Annotated in this window: 12 protein-coding genes and 2 pseudogenes; 5 read left to right on the top strand and 9 right to left on the bottom strand. The window is 73.0% G+C overall.

The genetic code is table 11. The features are described from left to right. Positions 1 to 84 precede the first annotated feature (84 nt). The 5 genes and pseudogenes from Phou_RS12905 to Phou_RS12885 all read right to left on the bottom strand — a co-directional run. Positions 85 to 765: pseudogene (locus tag Phou_RS12905) on the bottom strand (alpha/beta fold hydrolase); the annotation flags it as partial. An 11-nt stretch (positions 766 to 776) separates the two neighbouring features. After that, on the bottom strand, positions 777 to 1631 hold the full coding sequence (locus Phou_RS12900) for an SDR family oxidoreductase (RefSeq protein WP_173056271.1): 855 nt from the start codon (positions 1629 to 1631) through the stop codon (positions 777 to 779). Then, the gene (locus tag Phou_RS12895) at positions 1624 to 3084 is read right to left on the bottom strand and encodes a flavin-containing monooxygenase (RefSeq protein ID WP_173056270.1); all 1461 of its coding nucleotides are present in this window, start codon (positions 3082 to 3084) and stop codon (positions 1624 to 1626) included. Before Phou_RS12895 ends, Phou_RS12900 begins: the two co-directional genes overlap by 8 nt. Before the next feature lie 49 nt (positions 3085 to 3133). Next, entirely contained in the window at positions 3134 to 3520 is a 387-nt protein-coding gene (locus Phou_RS12890; RefSeq protein WP_173056269.1) for a VOC family protein, read from the bottom strand. Positions 3521 to 3582: 62 nt separating this feature from the next. Continuing rightward, positions 3583 to 4998, bottom strand: coding sequence for a High-affinity nickel-transporter (locus Phou_RS12885; protein WP_173056268.1), 1416 nt, complete (start codon positions 4996 to 4998; stop codon positions 3583 to 3585). Positions 4999 to 5056: 58 nt separating this feature from the next. Between Phou_RS12885 and Phou_RS56170 the strand changes: the two genes are divergently transcribed. Further along, positions 5057 to 6010 (top strand): hypothetical protein, encoded by a 954-nt coding sequence (locus Phou_RS56170; RefSeq protein ID WP_173056267.1) that lies wholly within the window; start codon positions 5057 to 5059, stop codon positions 6008 to 6010. A gap of 352 nt (positions 6011 to 6362) precedes the next feature. Here the strand turns inward: Phou_RS56170 and Phou_RS12875 are convergent, their stop codons facing one another. The 3 genes from Phou_RS12875 to Phou_RS12865 all read right to left on the bottom strand — a co-directional run bounded on the left by Phou_RS12875 (position 6363) and on the right by Phou_RS12865 (position 9787). Beyond that, positions 6363 to 8006: a DUF4331 domain-containing protein gene (locus Phou_RS12875; RefSeq protein ID WP_246273520.1), complete on the bottom strand. Its 1644-nt coding sequence runs from the start codon at positions 8004 to 8006 to the stop codon at positions 6363 to 6365. A 123-nt stretch (positions 8007 to 8129) separates the two neighbouring features. Continuing rightward, the gene (locus Phou_RS12870; protein WP_173056266.1) at positions 8130 to 9149 is read right to left on the bottom strand and encodes a hypothetical protein; all 1020 of its coding nucleotides are present in this window, start codon (positions 9147 to 9149) and stop codon (positions 8130 to 8132) included. A 14-nt stretch (positions 9150 to 9163) separates the two neighbouring features. Continuing rightward, positions 9164 to 9787, bottom strand: coding sequence for a hypothetical protein (locus Phou_RS12865; protein ID WP_246273519.1), 624 nt, complete (start codon positions 9785 to 9787; stop codon positions 9164 to 9166). Between the two features lie 179 nt (positions 9788 to 9966). Between Phou_RS12865 and Phou_RS12860 the strand changes: the two are divergent. The 4 genes and pseudogenes from Phou_RS12860 to Phou_RS12845 form a co-directional block, all read left to right on the top strand. Continuing rightward, positions 9967 to 12246 (top strand): annotated as a pseudogene (locus tag Phou_RS12860) (sensor histidine kinase); the annotation flags it as partial. Positions 12247 to 12806: 560 nt separating this feature from the next. Beyond that, positions 12807 to 13229, top strand: coding sequence for a roadblock/LC7 domain-containing protein (locus tag Phou_RS12855; protein WP_173056264.1), 423 nt, complete (start codon positions 12807 to 12809; stop codon positions 13227 to 13229). Further along, entirely contained in the window at positions 13219 to 13656 is a 438-nt protein-coding gene (locus Phou_RS12850) for a DUF742 domain-containing protein (RefSeq protein ID WP_173056263.1), read from the top strand. The genes Phou_RS12855 and Phou_RS12850 overlap by 11 nt, the downstream gene beginning before the upstream one ends. Further along, on the top strand, positions 13637 to 14233 hold the full coding sequence (locus tag Phou_RS12845) for a GTP-binding protein (protein ID WP_173056262.1): 597 nt from the start codon (positions 13637 to 13639) through the stop codon (positions 14231 to 14233). The genes Phou_RS12850 and Phou_RS12845 overlap by 20 nt, the downstream gene beginning before the upstream one ends. Here Phou_RS12845 and Phou_RS12840 read toward each other — a convergent pair. Beyond that, positions 14206 to 14910: a hypothetical protein gene (locus Phou_RS12840; protein ID WP_173056261.1), complete on the bottom strand. Its 705-nt coding sequence runs from the start codon at positions 14908 to 14910 to the stop codon at positions 14206 to 14208. The genes Phou_RS12845 and Phou_RS12840 overlap by 28 nt on opposite strands. Positions 14911 to 14956: the final 46 nt, after the last annotated feature.

The following is a 14956-nucleotide window of genomic DNA, read 5'->3' as shown; positions in this document are numbered from 1 at the left end:
CGCGCGGGTGGTCTCTAGGATCACGGAGGCGACGAGGTCGGGGTTGTCGCTCATCGGTACGTGCCCGCAGCCGGGCAGGTCGACGTGGCGGGCGTCGGGCAGTGCCGTCCGGGCGCGCGCGGCCTGGCGGTAGAGCAGGATCCGGTCGCGGGTGCCCCAGGCGATCGTCACCGGGACGGTTGGCGCGCCGCGGTACAGGTACGCCCGGCCGGCCCGGGCCACCGCGCGGAACGCCTGCCCGTTGCGCAGCGCCAGCGCGTCGGCGAGGGCCACCTCCGGCGTGATCCGGCCGGGCAGCGCGCAGATCATGCCGAAGCAGAGCGCGCGGAACGCGCCGTACCGGAACATCCTGCGCATGAACGGCTGCGGCAGCCGCGTGCCGAGCCGGTGAGCGCTGAGCGTGCCGATCGCCCACCGCAGCTCGGCGGGGGTCCAGAAGCCGGCGGGGGAGAGCGCGGTCGCGGACGCCACGCGGCCGGCGTTGGCCAGCTCCAGGGCCATCGCCCCACCGAGGCTGTTGCCGGCGACGTGGGGGCGGTCGAGCCCGAGCTCGTCGAGGAAGGCCGCTACGCCGGCGACCGCCCGCGCCATGTCACGGGGCGCGCCGTCGGTGGGTACCGGCGACTCGCCGAAGCCGGGCAGGTCGATCGCGATCACGTCGTGCACCTCGGCGAGGCGGTCGAGCACGGGCAGCCACGCCTGCCAGTGGTGGCCGATCCCGTGCAGCAGTACCAACGGCGTGCCGGCGCCGCGACGCTCGTACACGATGCCGGGGCTCACCGCCCACCGCCGTGCCTGCCGAACGCGCGTCCCAGCGCGCGGACCTGCTCCTCCATCTTCGGCACGCCGGTGCGCGCGCCGTGGCCGATGACCGCGTCGCTGAGCGGGCTGACCATCAGCGAGCGGACCGCCTGCACGAGGCCGACCGCCTTCGGCACGTAGACCCTGCGGCGGCGGCGCTCCACCGCGTCGACGAACGCCCGCGCGCACGCCTCGACCGAGGTGACCGTGCCGAGCGGCCACGGCAGCTTCCGCAGCGTCTGGCGGAACTCCGGCAGGTCCTCCTGCACGTCCCGGACGAGGTCGGTGTCGACGAACGACATGTGCGCGGTGCCGATGGAGACGCGCCGGTGCCGCAGCTCCAGGCGGATCGCGTTGCCGAAGTGCTCCACGCCCGCCTTCGACGCGCAGTACGCCGCCATGCCGGGCATCGCGGCGAACGCGGCGGCCGACGACACGAGCAGGCAGTAGCCGCGGCTGGCGATGAGGTGCTCGACGGTGGCTCCCACCGTGCGCATGACGCCGGTGAGGTTGACCTGCACCGTGTGCGCCATCGCCTCGATGTCGCCGACCGCGATCGTGCCGCGCGGCGCGATGCCGGCGTTGGCGACGACCGCGTCGATCCGCCCGTACCGCTCGACCGCCCCGGCGGCCGCCCGGTCGAGTGCGGCCTGGTCGGTCACGTCGGCCTCGAACCACGCGCCGCCGGTGTCGGCCGCGACGGCGGCGAGGCGGTCGGGCTCCAGGCCGGCGAGCACCACGGTCGCGCCGCGGGCTGCGGCCAGCCGCGCGGTGTGCTCGCCGATGCCGCGGGCGGCGCCGGTGATGAAGAGGACCTTGCCGTCAAGCACGGGCTACCACCTCGTAGTGCGCGGGGTCGAAGCGGCGGGTGCGCAGCCGGTACGACCACGAGTAGCCGGGCCAGATCGCGGAGACCCGCCCGGTCGTGTCCTGGTACCAGCTCTTGCAACCGCCGGCGAGCCACACAGTACCGGCCATCTTCCTGTCCACTGTGGAGATGAACGCGCGCTGGGCGGCCGGCGTCGGCTCGATGGCGGTGGCGCCGGTGCGGTCGAGGTGGCGCAGGGCGTCCAGCACGTACGCGAGCTGGCTCTCCATCATGAACACCACGGACGTGTGCCCCGTGCCGGTGCCGGGGCCGAGCAGCAGGAAGAGGTTGGGGAAGCCGGCGACGGTCGTACCCAGGTACGCCTCCGGCGAGCCCTGCCACGCCTCGGCGAGCGTGCGCCCGTCGCGGCCGCGGATCTGCTGGGCGATCGGGGTGTCGGTGACGTGGAAGCCGGTACCGAAGATGATCGTGTCCACGGCGCGCTCGGTGCCGTCGGCGGTGACCACCGATTCCGCCCGCACCTCGGTCACGCCGCCGTCGACGACCTCCACATTGGACCGCGTGAGCGCGGGATAGTAGTCGTTGGAGAGCAGCACCCGCTTGCACCCCATGCGGTAGTGGGGCGTGAGCTTGGCGCGCAGCGCCGGATCCGGCACCTGCCGGCGCAGGTGTGCGCGGGCCATCCGCTGGCCCATCCGCATGACGACCGGTTTGAGGAAGCCGGTGGCCTGGGCCTCCCGCGCCCAGTAGATGCCGGTGCGGGCGAGCCGCTGCAGCCCCGGCACCGCCCGGAAGGCGCGCCGCTCCAGCCTGCTGATCGGCCGGTCGGCCTTGGGCATCACCCACGGCGCGGTGCGCTGGAAGACGTGCAGGCGCGCCACGTCGGGCGCGATTGCTGGCACGAACTGGATCGCCGACGCGCCGGTGCCGATGACCGCGACCCGCCGGCCGGTCAGGTCGAGGTCGTGGCGCCACCGCGCGGAGTGGAAGACCTCGCCGGTGAACGTCTCCAGCCCGGGCAGCTTCGGCATCGCCGGCTCGCAGAGCGGGCCGGACGCGGAGATCAGCACGTCCGCGGTGAGCGTGCCGCGGGACGTCTCGACCACCCACCGCCCGCCGTCCCAGGCCGCGCCGCGCACCTCGGTCTCCATGCGCAGGTACCGGTCCAGCCCGTACTTGTCGACGCAGCGGCGCAGGTAGTCCCAGATCTCCGGCTGGCCGGAGAAGCTGCGGCTCCAGTCCGGGTTGAGCCCGAAGGAGAACGAGTAGAGGTGCGAGGGGACGTCGCAGGCGCAGCCGGGATAGGTGTTGTCCCGCCAGGTGCCGCCCACCTCGGTGCCGCGGTCGAGCACCACGAAGTCGTCATAGCCCCGCTGCTTGAGACGGATCGCGGCGCCGAGGCCGCCGAAGCCGGCTCCGATCACCGCGATCCGGTAGTGCCGTGGGCCCGCCATGCTCGGAAGTTACCACCGGGTAACGCGCCGGGGAAGGCCGCTTTTCCGGTCAGCCCTGGCCTGCGTTCTCCCAGAGGCCGACGACGTTGCCCTCGGTGTCGCTGAAGTAGCCGACGAAGCCCATGTCACCGACGGCCATCTTGCCGGACACCACCTTGCCGCCGTGCTTTTCCACAGTGGCGAGCGCCTCGTCGACGCTGTCGACGCCGATGGTCAGCGTCGGCGCGGAGACCGGGGCCTCGCGTGGCGTGAGCCCGCCGTTGATCGCGCCCGGCTCCGTGGGCATGCCCTGCTCGTCGGTGGGGGTGGTGGTGACCATCGTGTACGACATCTCCGGCATGGGGGTCAGCTGCCAGCCGAAGGCCTCCCGATAGAAGGTCTGCGCCCGTTCCATGTCATCGGTGGGCATCTCGAAGTGGACAATTCGACCGCTCATGGTGCGTACCTCCCTCGGGGCCGACTCTATGCCCAAACGTTGCTCACGCGTTGTGGAATGCGTTAGAAGACGCCGGCGGCGGCGCGTGCGGCTACACCCGCGCCGACGACCATGACGAGCGTCGCGGTGCCGGCGGGGGCGAGCTTCGACAGGCGCTGGGCCACGCGGGGGAGCGTGGGGATGCGGCCCAGGCGGCGCCGCGCGGCGACAAGGGCCAGGCCGACCGCGGTCAGCGTGGCCGCCATGCCGACGCCGTACGCCAGCACGAGCAGCACGCCGAACGCCGTACGGCCCAGGCCGATCGCGGCGAGCAGCACCACGATCGCGGACGGGCTGGGCACGAGACCGCCGGCGATGCCGATGCCGGCCAGCCCGAGGCGCCCGTCTCCCCGGTGGTGATGGTGGTGATGCCCGTGCCCGTGCCCGTGCCCATGCCCGTGGTCATGGTCATGGGAGTGGTCATGGTCATGGGAGTGGTCGTGCGAATGAGAGTGCCCGTGGTGGTGGTGACCGTGGCCCCGGCGGCGGCGTACGAACATGCCGATGCCCACCGCGACCACGATGGCGCCGCTCACGATGCCCAGGTAGCCGAGGATGCGGTCGCCGGCAAGCGTGCTCGACGTGGCCAGCAGCAGGCCCACCACAAGTACCCCGCCGGTGTGGGTGAGCGTCACCGTCGCGCCCACCGCGAGCGCGTCCCGGATCCGGCGCCGCTGCGCGGCCGCGTACGCGGCGAGCACCGTCTTGCCGTGCCCCGGCAGCGCCGCGTGCCCGGCGCCGAGCAGCAGCGCGAGCAGCACCGCCAGGAGCCCGACCGTCGGGGTGAGGCGGCCGCCGGCCAGCTCCTGGAAGCGTCGCTCGACGCCGGCCGTGATGCCCGCCAGGAAGCCGTCGTCGGGCCGGCGGAGTGCGGCGCCGGCGGTACCGTCACCGGGCGTCACCCGCAGCGTCGCCGAGCGCACGTCCGGTGCGGAGGCCAGCGGGTCGGCCGGGTACGTGCGCAGCTCGTCGCTGACGCTCTGCGCGGGAAGGGGCGACTCGACCCGTACCCCCTCGCCGCGGGCGGTCATCTCGCGCCAGCCGACCCGGTCGGCCGCGTACCGGTTCTCGACCGTCACCGTCGCCGTCGACAGGGCGACCTCGGTGGTGAGCGTGCAGGTCAGGCGGCTGGTCTTCAGGCCACCGGTCCCGTCGACGTAGGCGAAGTCGCTCGACGCGACAGTCCACTGTCGAGCTTCGCCGTCGACGGTCACGGCGAGGTCGAGGTCCGCGCAGGTCGGCTGCGACGTGGCCTGGAGCGTCGGGATCTCGGCGAAGTCGACGATCGCGGTCGCGTCGATCCGGTCGGGACGCAGGACCAGGCCGGTGTACTGGTTGACCGAGAAGTTGCCGAGCGGGTGCGCGCTCGCGGGCGCGGCCGGCAGCAGCAGAAAGGCGAGCGGTGCGGCGGCGAGCGCCAGCAGCCAGCGGCGGTTCATCGGGTGACCTCCGGTCCCGCGAGCAGGGTCCGCGCCAGCGGCGCGTCGGTGGGGAGAAGTGCGGGTTGAGGCGCAAGGCCGTGGCCAGGTCGGCCTCTGCCGCGCCGGTGCGGCCGAGACTCAGCTCGATCACACCGAGGTGGTACGCGTACAGCGCGGACTTGGCGCCGCTGCCGACCGCCGTGCGGGCGTATGGCAGGGCCTCGGCGTCCCGCCCGGTGTGGTGAAGGGCCCACGCGAGGTTGTCGGCGACGTCGGCGTGCTTGCGGCGGGACCACTCGGCCCGCGCCTCCTTGAGAGCGGCGGCCGGGTCGCCGGCGGCCAGCGCGAGCGCGGTGCCGGTCAGCCCGTCGACGCCACCCGCGCCGGTGAAGAGGCGGTGGCCGGCGAGGGCGAGGTCCAGCTGGGCGTCCGCCTCGGCGGCCCGGCCGGCGGCGCGGAGCAGGTCGGCGTATTCGAGCACATAGGACGGTGTGGGCGCGCGGCGGGTCACGTCGGCGTACCCGGCGATGGCGGCGTCCCGACGCCCCGCGGCCCATTCGGCGCGCGCCTTGCCCCGGCGCAGCGAGACCGACGCGGGGTCGGCGGCGAGGCCGGCGTCGTACTGCCGGGTGGCCTCGGCGAGGTCGCCGGAGTGCCAGGCGAGATCGCCGAGCTGCACCCGGCAGAAGCCGATGTCGGCTGGGCTGACCGCCGAGTCCAGGGCGCGCCGCATCAGGTCGGTGGCCTCGGTGACCCGTCCGCGCAGCTCAAGGTCGTACGAGGCGCGGGCGTACGCGGAAAGGCCCGGCCGCAGGTCCAGCTGGCGCTGCACGGCGGCGGTCGCCGCGCGCACGTTGCCCAGCTGGGTCTCGGCGTCGGCGAGCACCGCGAACGCGTCCGCGTCGTACCCGTTGATCTTCGTGGCCTCGATGGCGAAGCGGCGGGCCGCCGAGAAGTCGTGGCGCGCGTTGGCCAGCGCGCCCTGCGCGACCAGCGCCTCGCCGTTGCCGGTGGGACGCACGGCGAGTGACCGCCGGACGGCCTCCTCGGCCCGGGGGTAGTTCGTGGGGTCCGCGGTGATCCGCCCGCGCTCGACGTACGCCACCGCGAGGGCCGCCCAGGCCCGCCAGTCGCCGGGTACGAGGCGGAGCCGTTCCTGCGCCCGGGCGACCGGGTCGACCGGGGTGGCCGCCGCGGCCGGTGCGGCCGCCGGGTGTCTGCGGTGGGGCCGAAGATGGCCGCCACTCCGGTCACTCCGAGAGCGAGCGCGACCGCGGCACCCACGACAACTGCTGTCCGTCGCATCTGGAGCCTCCGAGAAAAGTGAGAGGGGGCGCGCCGCACCGCACGGGGAGCGAGTGCGGCGCGCCCGGAACGTGGGGTCAGAAGCGCTGGGTGCGCTGGTCCGCGAGACGGACCCGGCGGCGCCACAGCCAGGCGAGGAGCAGCAGGCCGAGGCCCGCACTCGCCGCGACCCCCACAGCCGCCGCCGCGATGGTGGCGGGCGTGTCCCCGTCGGACTTGCTGGCGAAGCCGGCCGGAGTCAGGGCCGGACCGTCCGAAGAGGAACCGTTGGCGGCCGCCGGCTTCACGCCGTCGCCACCGGTGTTGACGCCGACGCCGTTGGGCAGCGCGACGTAGGGGAAGGTGCCACCGAACTCCTGGTCGTTGGCGTCGACCTTGTCACCCGCGGCCAGCGCGTCCACGATCTTGCCGGTCTGCGCCGCGCCCTCCAGGGCCTGAAGCTCGATGTCCAGCACGTCGTCGGTCAGCCGCCGCCCGTTCGGGAAGCCCTGCAGGTCGCCGGCGAGCACGCCGAGCCGGTTGGGTTCCGCGGTGACCGGAACGCCCAGGTTGAGCCGCAGCTGCTCGGACGGGACGAACCGCTTCGGGTTCACGTCCTTGTTGTTGAGCTGCGAGTTGAGGTCCGCCTTGATCGGCCCACCGGCCTTGGTGGTGATACCGGTCAGGAAGATCTCGACCAGGTCGTTCCGGGGTGTGGCCGGCGCCGGGATGCCGTAGATCTTCTCGATCAGCTGGGGCACCTCGGGGTTGGTCACCCGCTTGACGATGGTCGGGTTCTTGGCGTCCTGGTCGGGGCGGGATGCGTTGAACGCGTCCTTGAGGCCGGCCGGCACGACCACCTCGTTGACCAGCGGGTTGCCGAGGCGGGAGACCTGCACGCGGTCACCCGACGAGCCGCCACCCGCGATCCGCACGCGCGGCCGGTCGGTGGTGGTCCAGACGCCGATGTTCGGGTTGCGCTTCGCGTCGCCGTTCAACGCCACGTCCTTGAACGGCACCTGCAGCACGATCGTGTTGACGTTGTAGCCGGCCACGGTGTCCTGGCCGGTCTCGCTCAGGTCGCCGCCGTACAGCAGGTCGAAGACGCGCAGGTCGAGGAAGAACGGGTCGTCCGCCTGGCCGGCGTAGATCTTCCAGCCACCCGGCAGCTGGATCGACGCCTGGTCGCGCAGCTTGCCATAGTCCGGCATGGACGCCGGGCCGACGCGGGACGGTGCCACCGGCCCGTTCGTCACCCGGGTCTTGAACGGCTTGCCGCCGAACGAGGACTCCAGCGTGTACGTCTGGCGGACCAGCAGGTTTTCGTCGTCGAGCGAGGTCACCGGGCCGTTGTTGTACAGGAACGTGCTGGTGCCGCGCTTGTCCTGGGTCTTGAACTTCCACCGGAACACCGCGTCCGGCTTCGCGTCGCCGTCGTTGTCGACGTTGATGTTGTACGTGGCGTCCGTGGCGAACGGGTAGAAGTTCGGCCCGCCGTTGGGCTCCTCGAACGGGATCCAGTTCGCCACGAAGGTGACGTAGTCCGGCCGGTCGGGGCTGACGAACGCGTACAGGTCGGTGTTGTCGACGGCCGGGTCGGCCGCGATCAGCGGTGCCTCACGGTGGCTTGAGGCGACGGCGCCGCTCGGCCCGAGGCCGTAGAGCCCTGCGCCGCCGAGCACGGCCATCGCCGCGAGTGCGGCGGCGCCGCGCCGCGTGGAGATTCGGGTACGTATGGACATCGGGGTTCCTTCCGCCCTGCGAAGTGATGCCAGGCGTTCGGAACCCCGATGCTCGTTGGACTGGCCATTGTCGGATAGCTCGCAGTGAGCAATCCGCGCGGCCGCGGGATGCGAATTGAGTTGTTAAAGCCCGAGCAGCCGGTCGAGGAAGTCGCGGTGGCGGCGCACGACGGCGCGCAGGTCCTCAGTGTCCTCACCGGACCAGCCGCTGAGCTGCTCCTTCTGCCGGGACAGCTCCGCGGTCAGAGCGCCGACGGCCTCCTCCACCAGCTGGTTGGCCTCGCGGGCCGCGGCCGGCGGGTCATCGACGAAGCGGAGCTGCACCTCGCGCCACCGGTCCCGGTAGCCCTGTGCGGTCCCCTCGCCCCACAGCCCGGCGATGGGCTCCTCGACGGCGGCCGTGGCGGGCACCTCCGCGGGGATCTCCGTGGCCGGAGTGGCCTCGGGCAGGTCGCTCGGGCCGCCGAACTCCTCGTCGCGGCGGAAGTCGTCGCCGGCCTCGGCGTCGGCGGACAGGTGTCCCCGGTCGGCGGTGTCTTCGTACGCCCGCTCCTCGGCCTCACGGTCGGCGTCGAAGGCCGCCGTGCGCTCGTCCTCGAAGGCCGTGCGGTCCTCTTCGAACGCGGCCGTGCGGTCGCTGTCGTCGGCCGTCACGCGGTCGCCGTCAAAAGCTGTCGCGCGGTCCGCGTCGAGGTCGGTGTCGCGATTGGTGTCGAAGTCGTCGCGCACGTCGTGGCCGTTGTGGTCCGCGTGCCGGTCGTCCAGGACGATGTCGGGGTCGCCGTCGTCGATCACGCCTTCCTCGACGCCGTCGCGGTCGCGGACCTCGCGGGACGGGCCGGCCTGCGCCGCCGCGGCGGCCGCACCGCCGACCGTGGCCGCGCCGAACGCCGTGTTCTGCGGCGCCGGGTCGTGGTACTCGGGTGCCCCGGGGCTCACCGCGGTGAGGTCGTCCGGGTCGTTCCGCTCGCCGGCGAGCACCGGGTCGTCGAAGGTGCCGCGGTCGTCGAGCGTGTCGCCCGGCACGCGGTCGGTGACGTCCTCGGCCGGGTCCCGGTCCTGGTCACGGTCCACGTCGTCCGTGGGCGGTGGCACGGGTACGGGCTCGGAGCTGACCCGGTCAGGAGTCTGCTGGTTTGCCATGGTGTGCGCCTCCTTCACCGGTTGGTCTCGTAGCGCTCGGTGGTGGGCATCTGCTCGCCGTGCTCGGCGGGCATGCTTTCGGGCTCGTGGTGGCGCGCGGCCGGTACCGGCTCGCGGCCGAGCAGCTCGGTCACCATCTCGCGGTAGTGCACGAGCGCCTCACGCAGCTGCTCGGTGTCGCTTTCGCCGCGGTCGACGGACTCGCGGACGGCGTGCGCCTGGCGGTAGTGGTCCAGCGAGTGGGCGTGTTCGACGGACAGGTACGCGGCCTGCTCCTCGAAGTCGCCCGCCGGGTATCCGCGCTCGGCAGCCATGCGGCTGACCAGGTCCTCGGCGGCGTTCACGGCCTCGACCGGCGACTCGACGAAGCGGATCTGGATTTCCTCCCACTCCGCCGCGAAGCGGGCGCGGGACTCGGGGCTGAGCGGCCTGCGGTCCAGTTCGGCGTGACGGCGCTGGCGCTCGCGCAGCTCGCGCTCGGCGGCCGTCCGCCCCTCGCGCTCGGCGACGAGGCGGTCGTACTCGGGGCCGAACCGGTGACGCAGGGACCACCGGCGGTACAACATCCAGCCGGCACCCGCGGCTGCGATCACCGCGAGGACGACGATGACTATGACAACGATCTGGGTGGCTGACATGCGGTAGTAGTTCCCGCTCAACCATGATCGACAATCCCGGAGCGACGAAAAACTCCAGGAGAACGCGTCTGAGAGCGTCTGCGGTGCCCATTTTCGCGCTGGAAGGGGCGCCTTGTTACTTGCGGCGGCAATGTATCCTGCCCAAGGCTGCCGTACCGTACCCCGACGGGCGAGGTCTCATGAATACAGGCAACTGGTCGATCCGCGCGAAGATTATCGCCCTGGTCACCGTGCCCCTCGCCGCCCTTTTGGCGTTGTGGATTTTCACCACGACGCTGACCGTCGGCCCGGCGCTCAACCTGCTCTCCGCCCAGACGCTCCTCGACGAGGTGGGCCGTCCGGGTGAAAACATGGTGGCTGAGCTGCAGCGCGAGCGGCGCCTCTCGTTGGTGTACCTGGCTGGCAAGGGCGAGCTGCCGGCGCTCGGCGAGCAGCGCAACCGCACCGACGCCGCGGTGACCGAGTTTCGCCGCCGGGCCGGCAGCCCCGACCTGCGAGACACCGCGGACGGTCGCCTCGGCACCCACCTCGACCAGCTCTTCACCTCGCTCGACCTGCTCCCCACCGGCCGGGGCTTCGTCGACCGGCGAGAGATGGACCAGGCCGGCGCACTCGGTCTTTACAGCGGCGTGATCGACGGCGCGTTCCGGGTATTCGAGATCACGGCGGACGTCGACGACGACGAGCTCAACCGCGAGGCGCGCGCGATCACGGCGCTGGGCCGGGCCCGCGAGGTGCTCGGCCAGTCCGACGCGCTGCTGGCTGGCGCTTTCGCGGCTGGTTCGTTCTCCGGCGGCGAGCACGCCCAGCTGGTGCAGATCATCGGCGCGCACCGGTACCTGTTCGCGCAGGCGCTGCCCGCGCTGCCGGACGCCGAGCGGGTGGCCTACCAGCGGATGACCGAGGGTGAGGCGTTCACCCGCCTGCGCGCGCTCGAAGACCGGGTGATCGCCCAGGGCCGCGACGGCGCGCCGCCGCCGGTCACCGCCGCCGCGTGGCAGAGCGCGTACGAGCCGGCAGTCCTCCAGCTGCGCGAGTTCGAGCTGTCCAGCTCCGACGCGCTCGCCGACCGCGCCACGCCCGTCGCCGTCGGCGTGCTGCTCCGCCTCGCGCTGGCCGGCCTGCTCGGCCTCGCCGCGATCGCGCTGTCGCTGCTGATCTCGCTGCGCGTGGGTCGTTCGCTGATCCGGCGCCTCGGCGGCCTGCGGGAGAGCGCGATGGACCTCGCCGACCGGCGGCTGCCCGCGGTGGTCGCCCGGCTGCGGCGCGGCGAGGAGGTCGACGTCGCCGAGGAGGCACCCCCTCTGGAGTACGGCAGCGACGAGATCGGCCAGCTCGGACGGGCGTTCACCGAGGCGCAGCGCACGGCCGTGCAGGCCGCGGTCGACGAGGCCACGCTGCGGCAGGGCTTCAACGAGGTGTTCCTCAACATCGCCCGGCGCAGCCAGGCGCTGCTGCACCGCCAGCTCGCGCTCCTGGACTCGATGGAGCGGCGCAGCACCGACCCGGACGAGCTGGAAAACCTCTTCCGCGTCGACCACCTCGCCACCCGCATGCGGCGGCACGCCGAAGACCTGGTGATCCTCGCCGGCTCCGCGCCCGGCCGCGGCTGGCGTAACCCGATCGGCGTGATCGACGTGATCCGCGGCGCGGTGTCCGAAGTGGAGGACTACTCCCGGGTCTCGATCACGAAGGTGGAGCCGGCCGACATCGCCGGCCGCGCGGTCGGCGACGTGATCCACCTGCTGGCCGAGCTGATCGAAAACGCGACGTCGTATTCGCCGCCGGAGACGAAGGTGCAGGTCACTGGCGCTTCCGTGCCCAATGGGTACGCGATCGAGATCGAGGACCGCGGCCTCGGCATGACGCCGGACGCGATCGGTGAAGCCAACCGCAAGCTGAGCCGCCCGCCGGACTTCGACCCGGCCAACAGTGCCCGGCTCGGCCTCTTCGTGGTCGCCCAGCTCGGTGCCCGCCACGCCGTGAAGATCCAGCTGCGCCCCTCGCCGTATGGCGGGATCACCGCGATCGTGCTCGTGCCGCCGGACCTCGTCACTCCGCCGCCCGAGCCGGCCGCGCTGCCGGCGGGCCCGGGAAGCGGCGAGACTCCGCGGATGCGCCGGGCCCGCGCGCTGGCCAGCGTCGAGTCGGGGGCGCGCCGCCCGATCGAGGCGGTGGCCCGCCCGGTGCTGGTGCCCGCGCCCGCGATCGACGTCGAGGAGCCGACCGACCAGGCCACCGACGGGCTGCCCAAGCGGGTGCGCCAGGCAAGCCTCGCGCCGCAGCTGCGCGGTGAGCCGGCCGGCCCGCTCACGCTCGACCGGGTCGACGCCGAGCCGCCGCCCCGCTCCGCCGAGCAGGCGCGGGCCACGATGGCCGCGCTCCAGGCGGGCACCGCGCGTGGCCGCCGCGCCGCCGACGCCATCCCGCACCCCCGTCGTGAGCCGCACGCCGCCCCGCCGGTCCGGCGTGACGAGGGCGACCTGCCGTTCGCCGGTCGCGGCCCGGACGACAAGGTCGAGCTCGACGCCGGCGAGACCCAGTTCCTGCCGCTCGCCATCCGGCCGACCCGCCCCATCGAGCCGCTGCCGGCTGACGACCCCGTCCCGGTGCCGCCGGCACGCGGCACCGCGACGCCGCCACCCGGCGTGGTGGTGAGCCCGCCCTCGACCGGCGTCGCCCCTGAGGTGATCGACGGGCTGCCCCGCCGTAAGCGCGGTACCGGCACCGATGGGCCCGGGCGGCGGTCCACCGCCGGTGGGTTGCCGCGCCGCAAGACAGGAGACGACGGCGCCCGGCCGGCGCGCGGCGGCCTCGACGCGCTTCGACTCCGCAGGATCGGCGGCGGCGACCTGCCCACCCGGGATCCGGGTGCAGCCGGTGCCGAGGCGTTCCCGACCCGTGACACCGATCCGCCGGCACCTCGCGCGGACGCCAAGGGTCACGGTAAGAAGACCGGTGAAGAGGGCAAGGCCACGCGCGACAAGACCCCGCCCGCCGAGCCGGAAGGAGCCGAGTAGTGGTGTCGACGACCAGCCCGGCCGCCAGACTCAACTGGCTGCTCGACGACCTGATCGAGCGGGTGCCGTCCGCGCACCATGCCGTCGTGCTCTCCGCCGACGGGCTGCTCATGGGCTCGTCACACGGCTTGACCAGAGAAGACGCCGAGCACCTCTCCGCGATGGCGGCCGGTTTCCAGAGCCTGGCCAAGGGGGCGAGCCGCCACTTCGAGACCGGCCCGGTGCGCCAGACGGTGGTCGAGATGGAGGGGGCGTACCTCTTCGTCACCGCCGCCGGTCGAGGAGCGTGCCTGGCGCTGCTGGCCGGCATCGACTCGGACATTGGCTTGATCGCATATGAGATGGCGATGCTGGTCGCGCGGGTCGGACAAAACATGAGCACACCCAGCCGCCACCCCACGGTGCCCTCCGATGCGGGGTGAGGGCGCGGGCGCTGTGCCGGCCAACGGGCGCCACGGACCCGTTGGCCCGGGCGAAGGCCGGCATGACTGGCTCGACGACGACGCCGGGCCGGTAGTCCGTCCGTACACGGTGACGGGTGGCCGGGTGCGTCCGGTCACCGGCGGGTTCGACCTGATGGCGTTCGTGCTGGCGGCGCCGGGCTCCGCCAGCTCGCCGGACGCCGCGTACCTCCAGCCGGAGCACCGCGCGATCCTCGCCAAGGCCGAGGACCCCGTCTCGGTGGCCGAGCTGGCCGCCGCGCTCAACCTTGTCGTCGGGGTGGTCCGGGTGCTGCTCGGCGACCTCCTGGCGGCCGGCCTGATCGCGATGCACGAGCCGTCCACGGCGGCCCACTTCCCCGAAGACGACGTCCTCCAGGCGGTGGTGAATGGACTCCGGGCACTCTGACCTCGACTCCGATCGGCGGATCCCGCTCGCGCTGAAGATCCTCATCGCGGGCGGATTCGGTGCCGGCAAGTCCACTTTGGTGGGTGCGGTGAGCGAGATCCGGCCGTTGCACACGGAGGAGGTCCTCACCCACGCCGGCATCGGCACCGACGACCTGGTCGGCGTGGAGGGCAAGCGCACCACCACCGTGGCGATGGACTTCGGGCGTATCACCATCAACGAAGACCTTCAGGTGTACCTCTTCGGCACGCCCGGGCAGGACCGCTTCTGGTTCCTCTGGGACGAGCTGGCGTACGGCGCGCTCGGCGCCGTGGTGCTCGCCGACACCCGCAGGCTGGCCGACAGCTTCCCCTCGGTCGACTACTTCGAGCGCCACGGCATCCCGTTCGTCGTGGGTGTCAACTGCTTCGACGGCGCCCGGCGGTACACGTCCGAGGCGGTGCGCCAGGCGCTCGACCTCGACCGCGACGTGCCCGTGGTGCTCTGCGACGTGCGCCACCGGCAGTCCGGCAAGCTCGTGCTGATCGCGCTGGTCGAGCACGTGGCCGGCTACCACGGCCACCCGGTCCCGGCCTGAGCCCTGCGCAGGGCGCTGCGGCGGCGGTACGCGAGCTCGCCCACGCAGGTCACCCCGAGCACGAGCGCGGTGACCGCGACCGGAGCGTGCGCCGGTGTGTCGGCGTGCGCCGCGGCGACCAGCAGCCCGGTGAGGCCGAGGCTCCCGCTGTGCACGCGCGGCGTGAGCGGGCTCTCCATGCGCACCATGACGCCGGCGGCCGCGAGCGCGAACACCAGGCACACCAGGTACGTACCACAGTGGACGAGCAACGGCAGGCCCGCGCCGTAGACGACCAGCACCGTGCGGCTCAGCCCGGCCGAGGCGACGAAGAAGATGACCGAGTGCCAGGAGGGGCGGCGGGTGCCGCGTATCCGGAAGGCGGCCTCGCCCAGGACCACCGCGGTGACCAGCAGCGCCGCCGCGGGCACCGGGGCCCACGGGTGGACGTCACCGTGCAGCGTCGCGTAGAGCAGCCCGGTCATGCCGAGGCTGGCGCTGCACACGCGGGAGGTGAGCGCGCTGCGGGCCCGCTCGACGAGCCGGGCGACGAGGACGGCCAGCGCGGCGCAGAGCGCGTACACGCCGACGTGGGCGTGCGGCTCGGGGTCGCCCTGACCGCGCGCGAGCAGCGTGCGGGCAACGTTGGCGGCCCCGACGTAGAAGATGAGCGAGTGCCAGCTCGGCCGGGCGAACACACCCGTTTTGTACCTGTCGTGATGATCTCATCGGCCGGTTTTCGAC

This window comes from Phytohabitans houttuyneae (genome assembly GCF_011764425.1).
GTDB lineage: Bacteria > Actinomycetota > Actinomycetes > Mycobacteriales > Micromonosporaceae > Phytohabitans > Phytohabitans houttuyneae.
This window is presented reverse-complemented; position numbering and strand designations above follow the sequence as displayed.

Coding starts and splice junctions, on each gene's coding strand:
- Phou_RS12865 (WP_246273519.1), bottom strand. CDS start 9,787: ATGTCAGCCACCCAGATCGTTGTCATAGTCATCGTCGTCCTCGCGGTG.
- Phou_RS12875 (WP_246273520.1), bottom strand. CDS start 8,006: ATGTCCATACGTACCCGAATCTCCACGCGGCGCGGCGCCGCCGCACTC.
- Phou_RS12850 (WP_173056263.1), top strand. CDS start 13,219: ATGCGGGGTGAGGGCGCGGGCGCTGTGCCGGCCAACGGGCGCCACGGA.
- Phou_RS12890 (WP_173056269.1), bottom strand. CDS start 3,520: ATGAGCGGTCGAATTGTCCACTTCGAGATGCCCACCGATGACATGGAA.
- Phou_RS12895 (WP_173056270.1), bottom strand. CDS start 3,084: ATGGCGGGCCCACGGCACTACCGGATCGCGGTGATCGGAGCCGGCTTC.
- Phou_RS12845 (WP_173056262.1), top strand. CDS start 13,637: ATGGACTCCGGGCACTCTGACCTCGACTCCGATCGGCGGATCCCGCTC.
- Phou_RS12870 (WP_173056266.1), bottom strand. CDS start 9,149: ATGGCAAACCAGCAGACTCCTGACCGGGTCAGCTCCGAGCCCGTACCC.
- Phou_RS12885 (WP_173056268.1), bottom strand. CDS start 4,998: ATGAACCGCCGCTGGCTGCTGGCGCTCGCCGCCGCACCGCTCGCCTTT.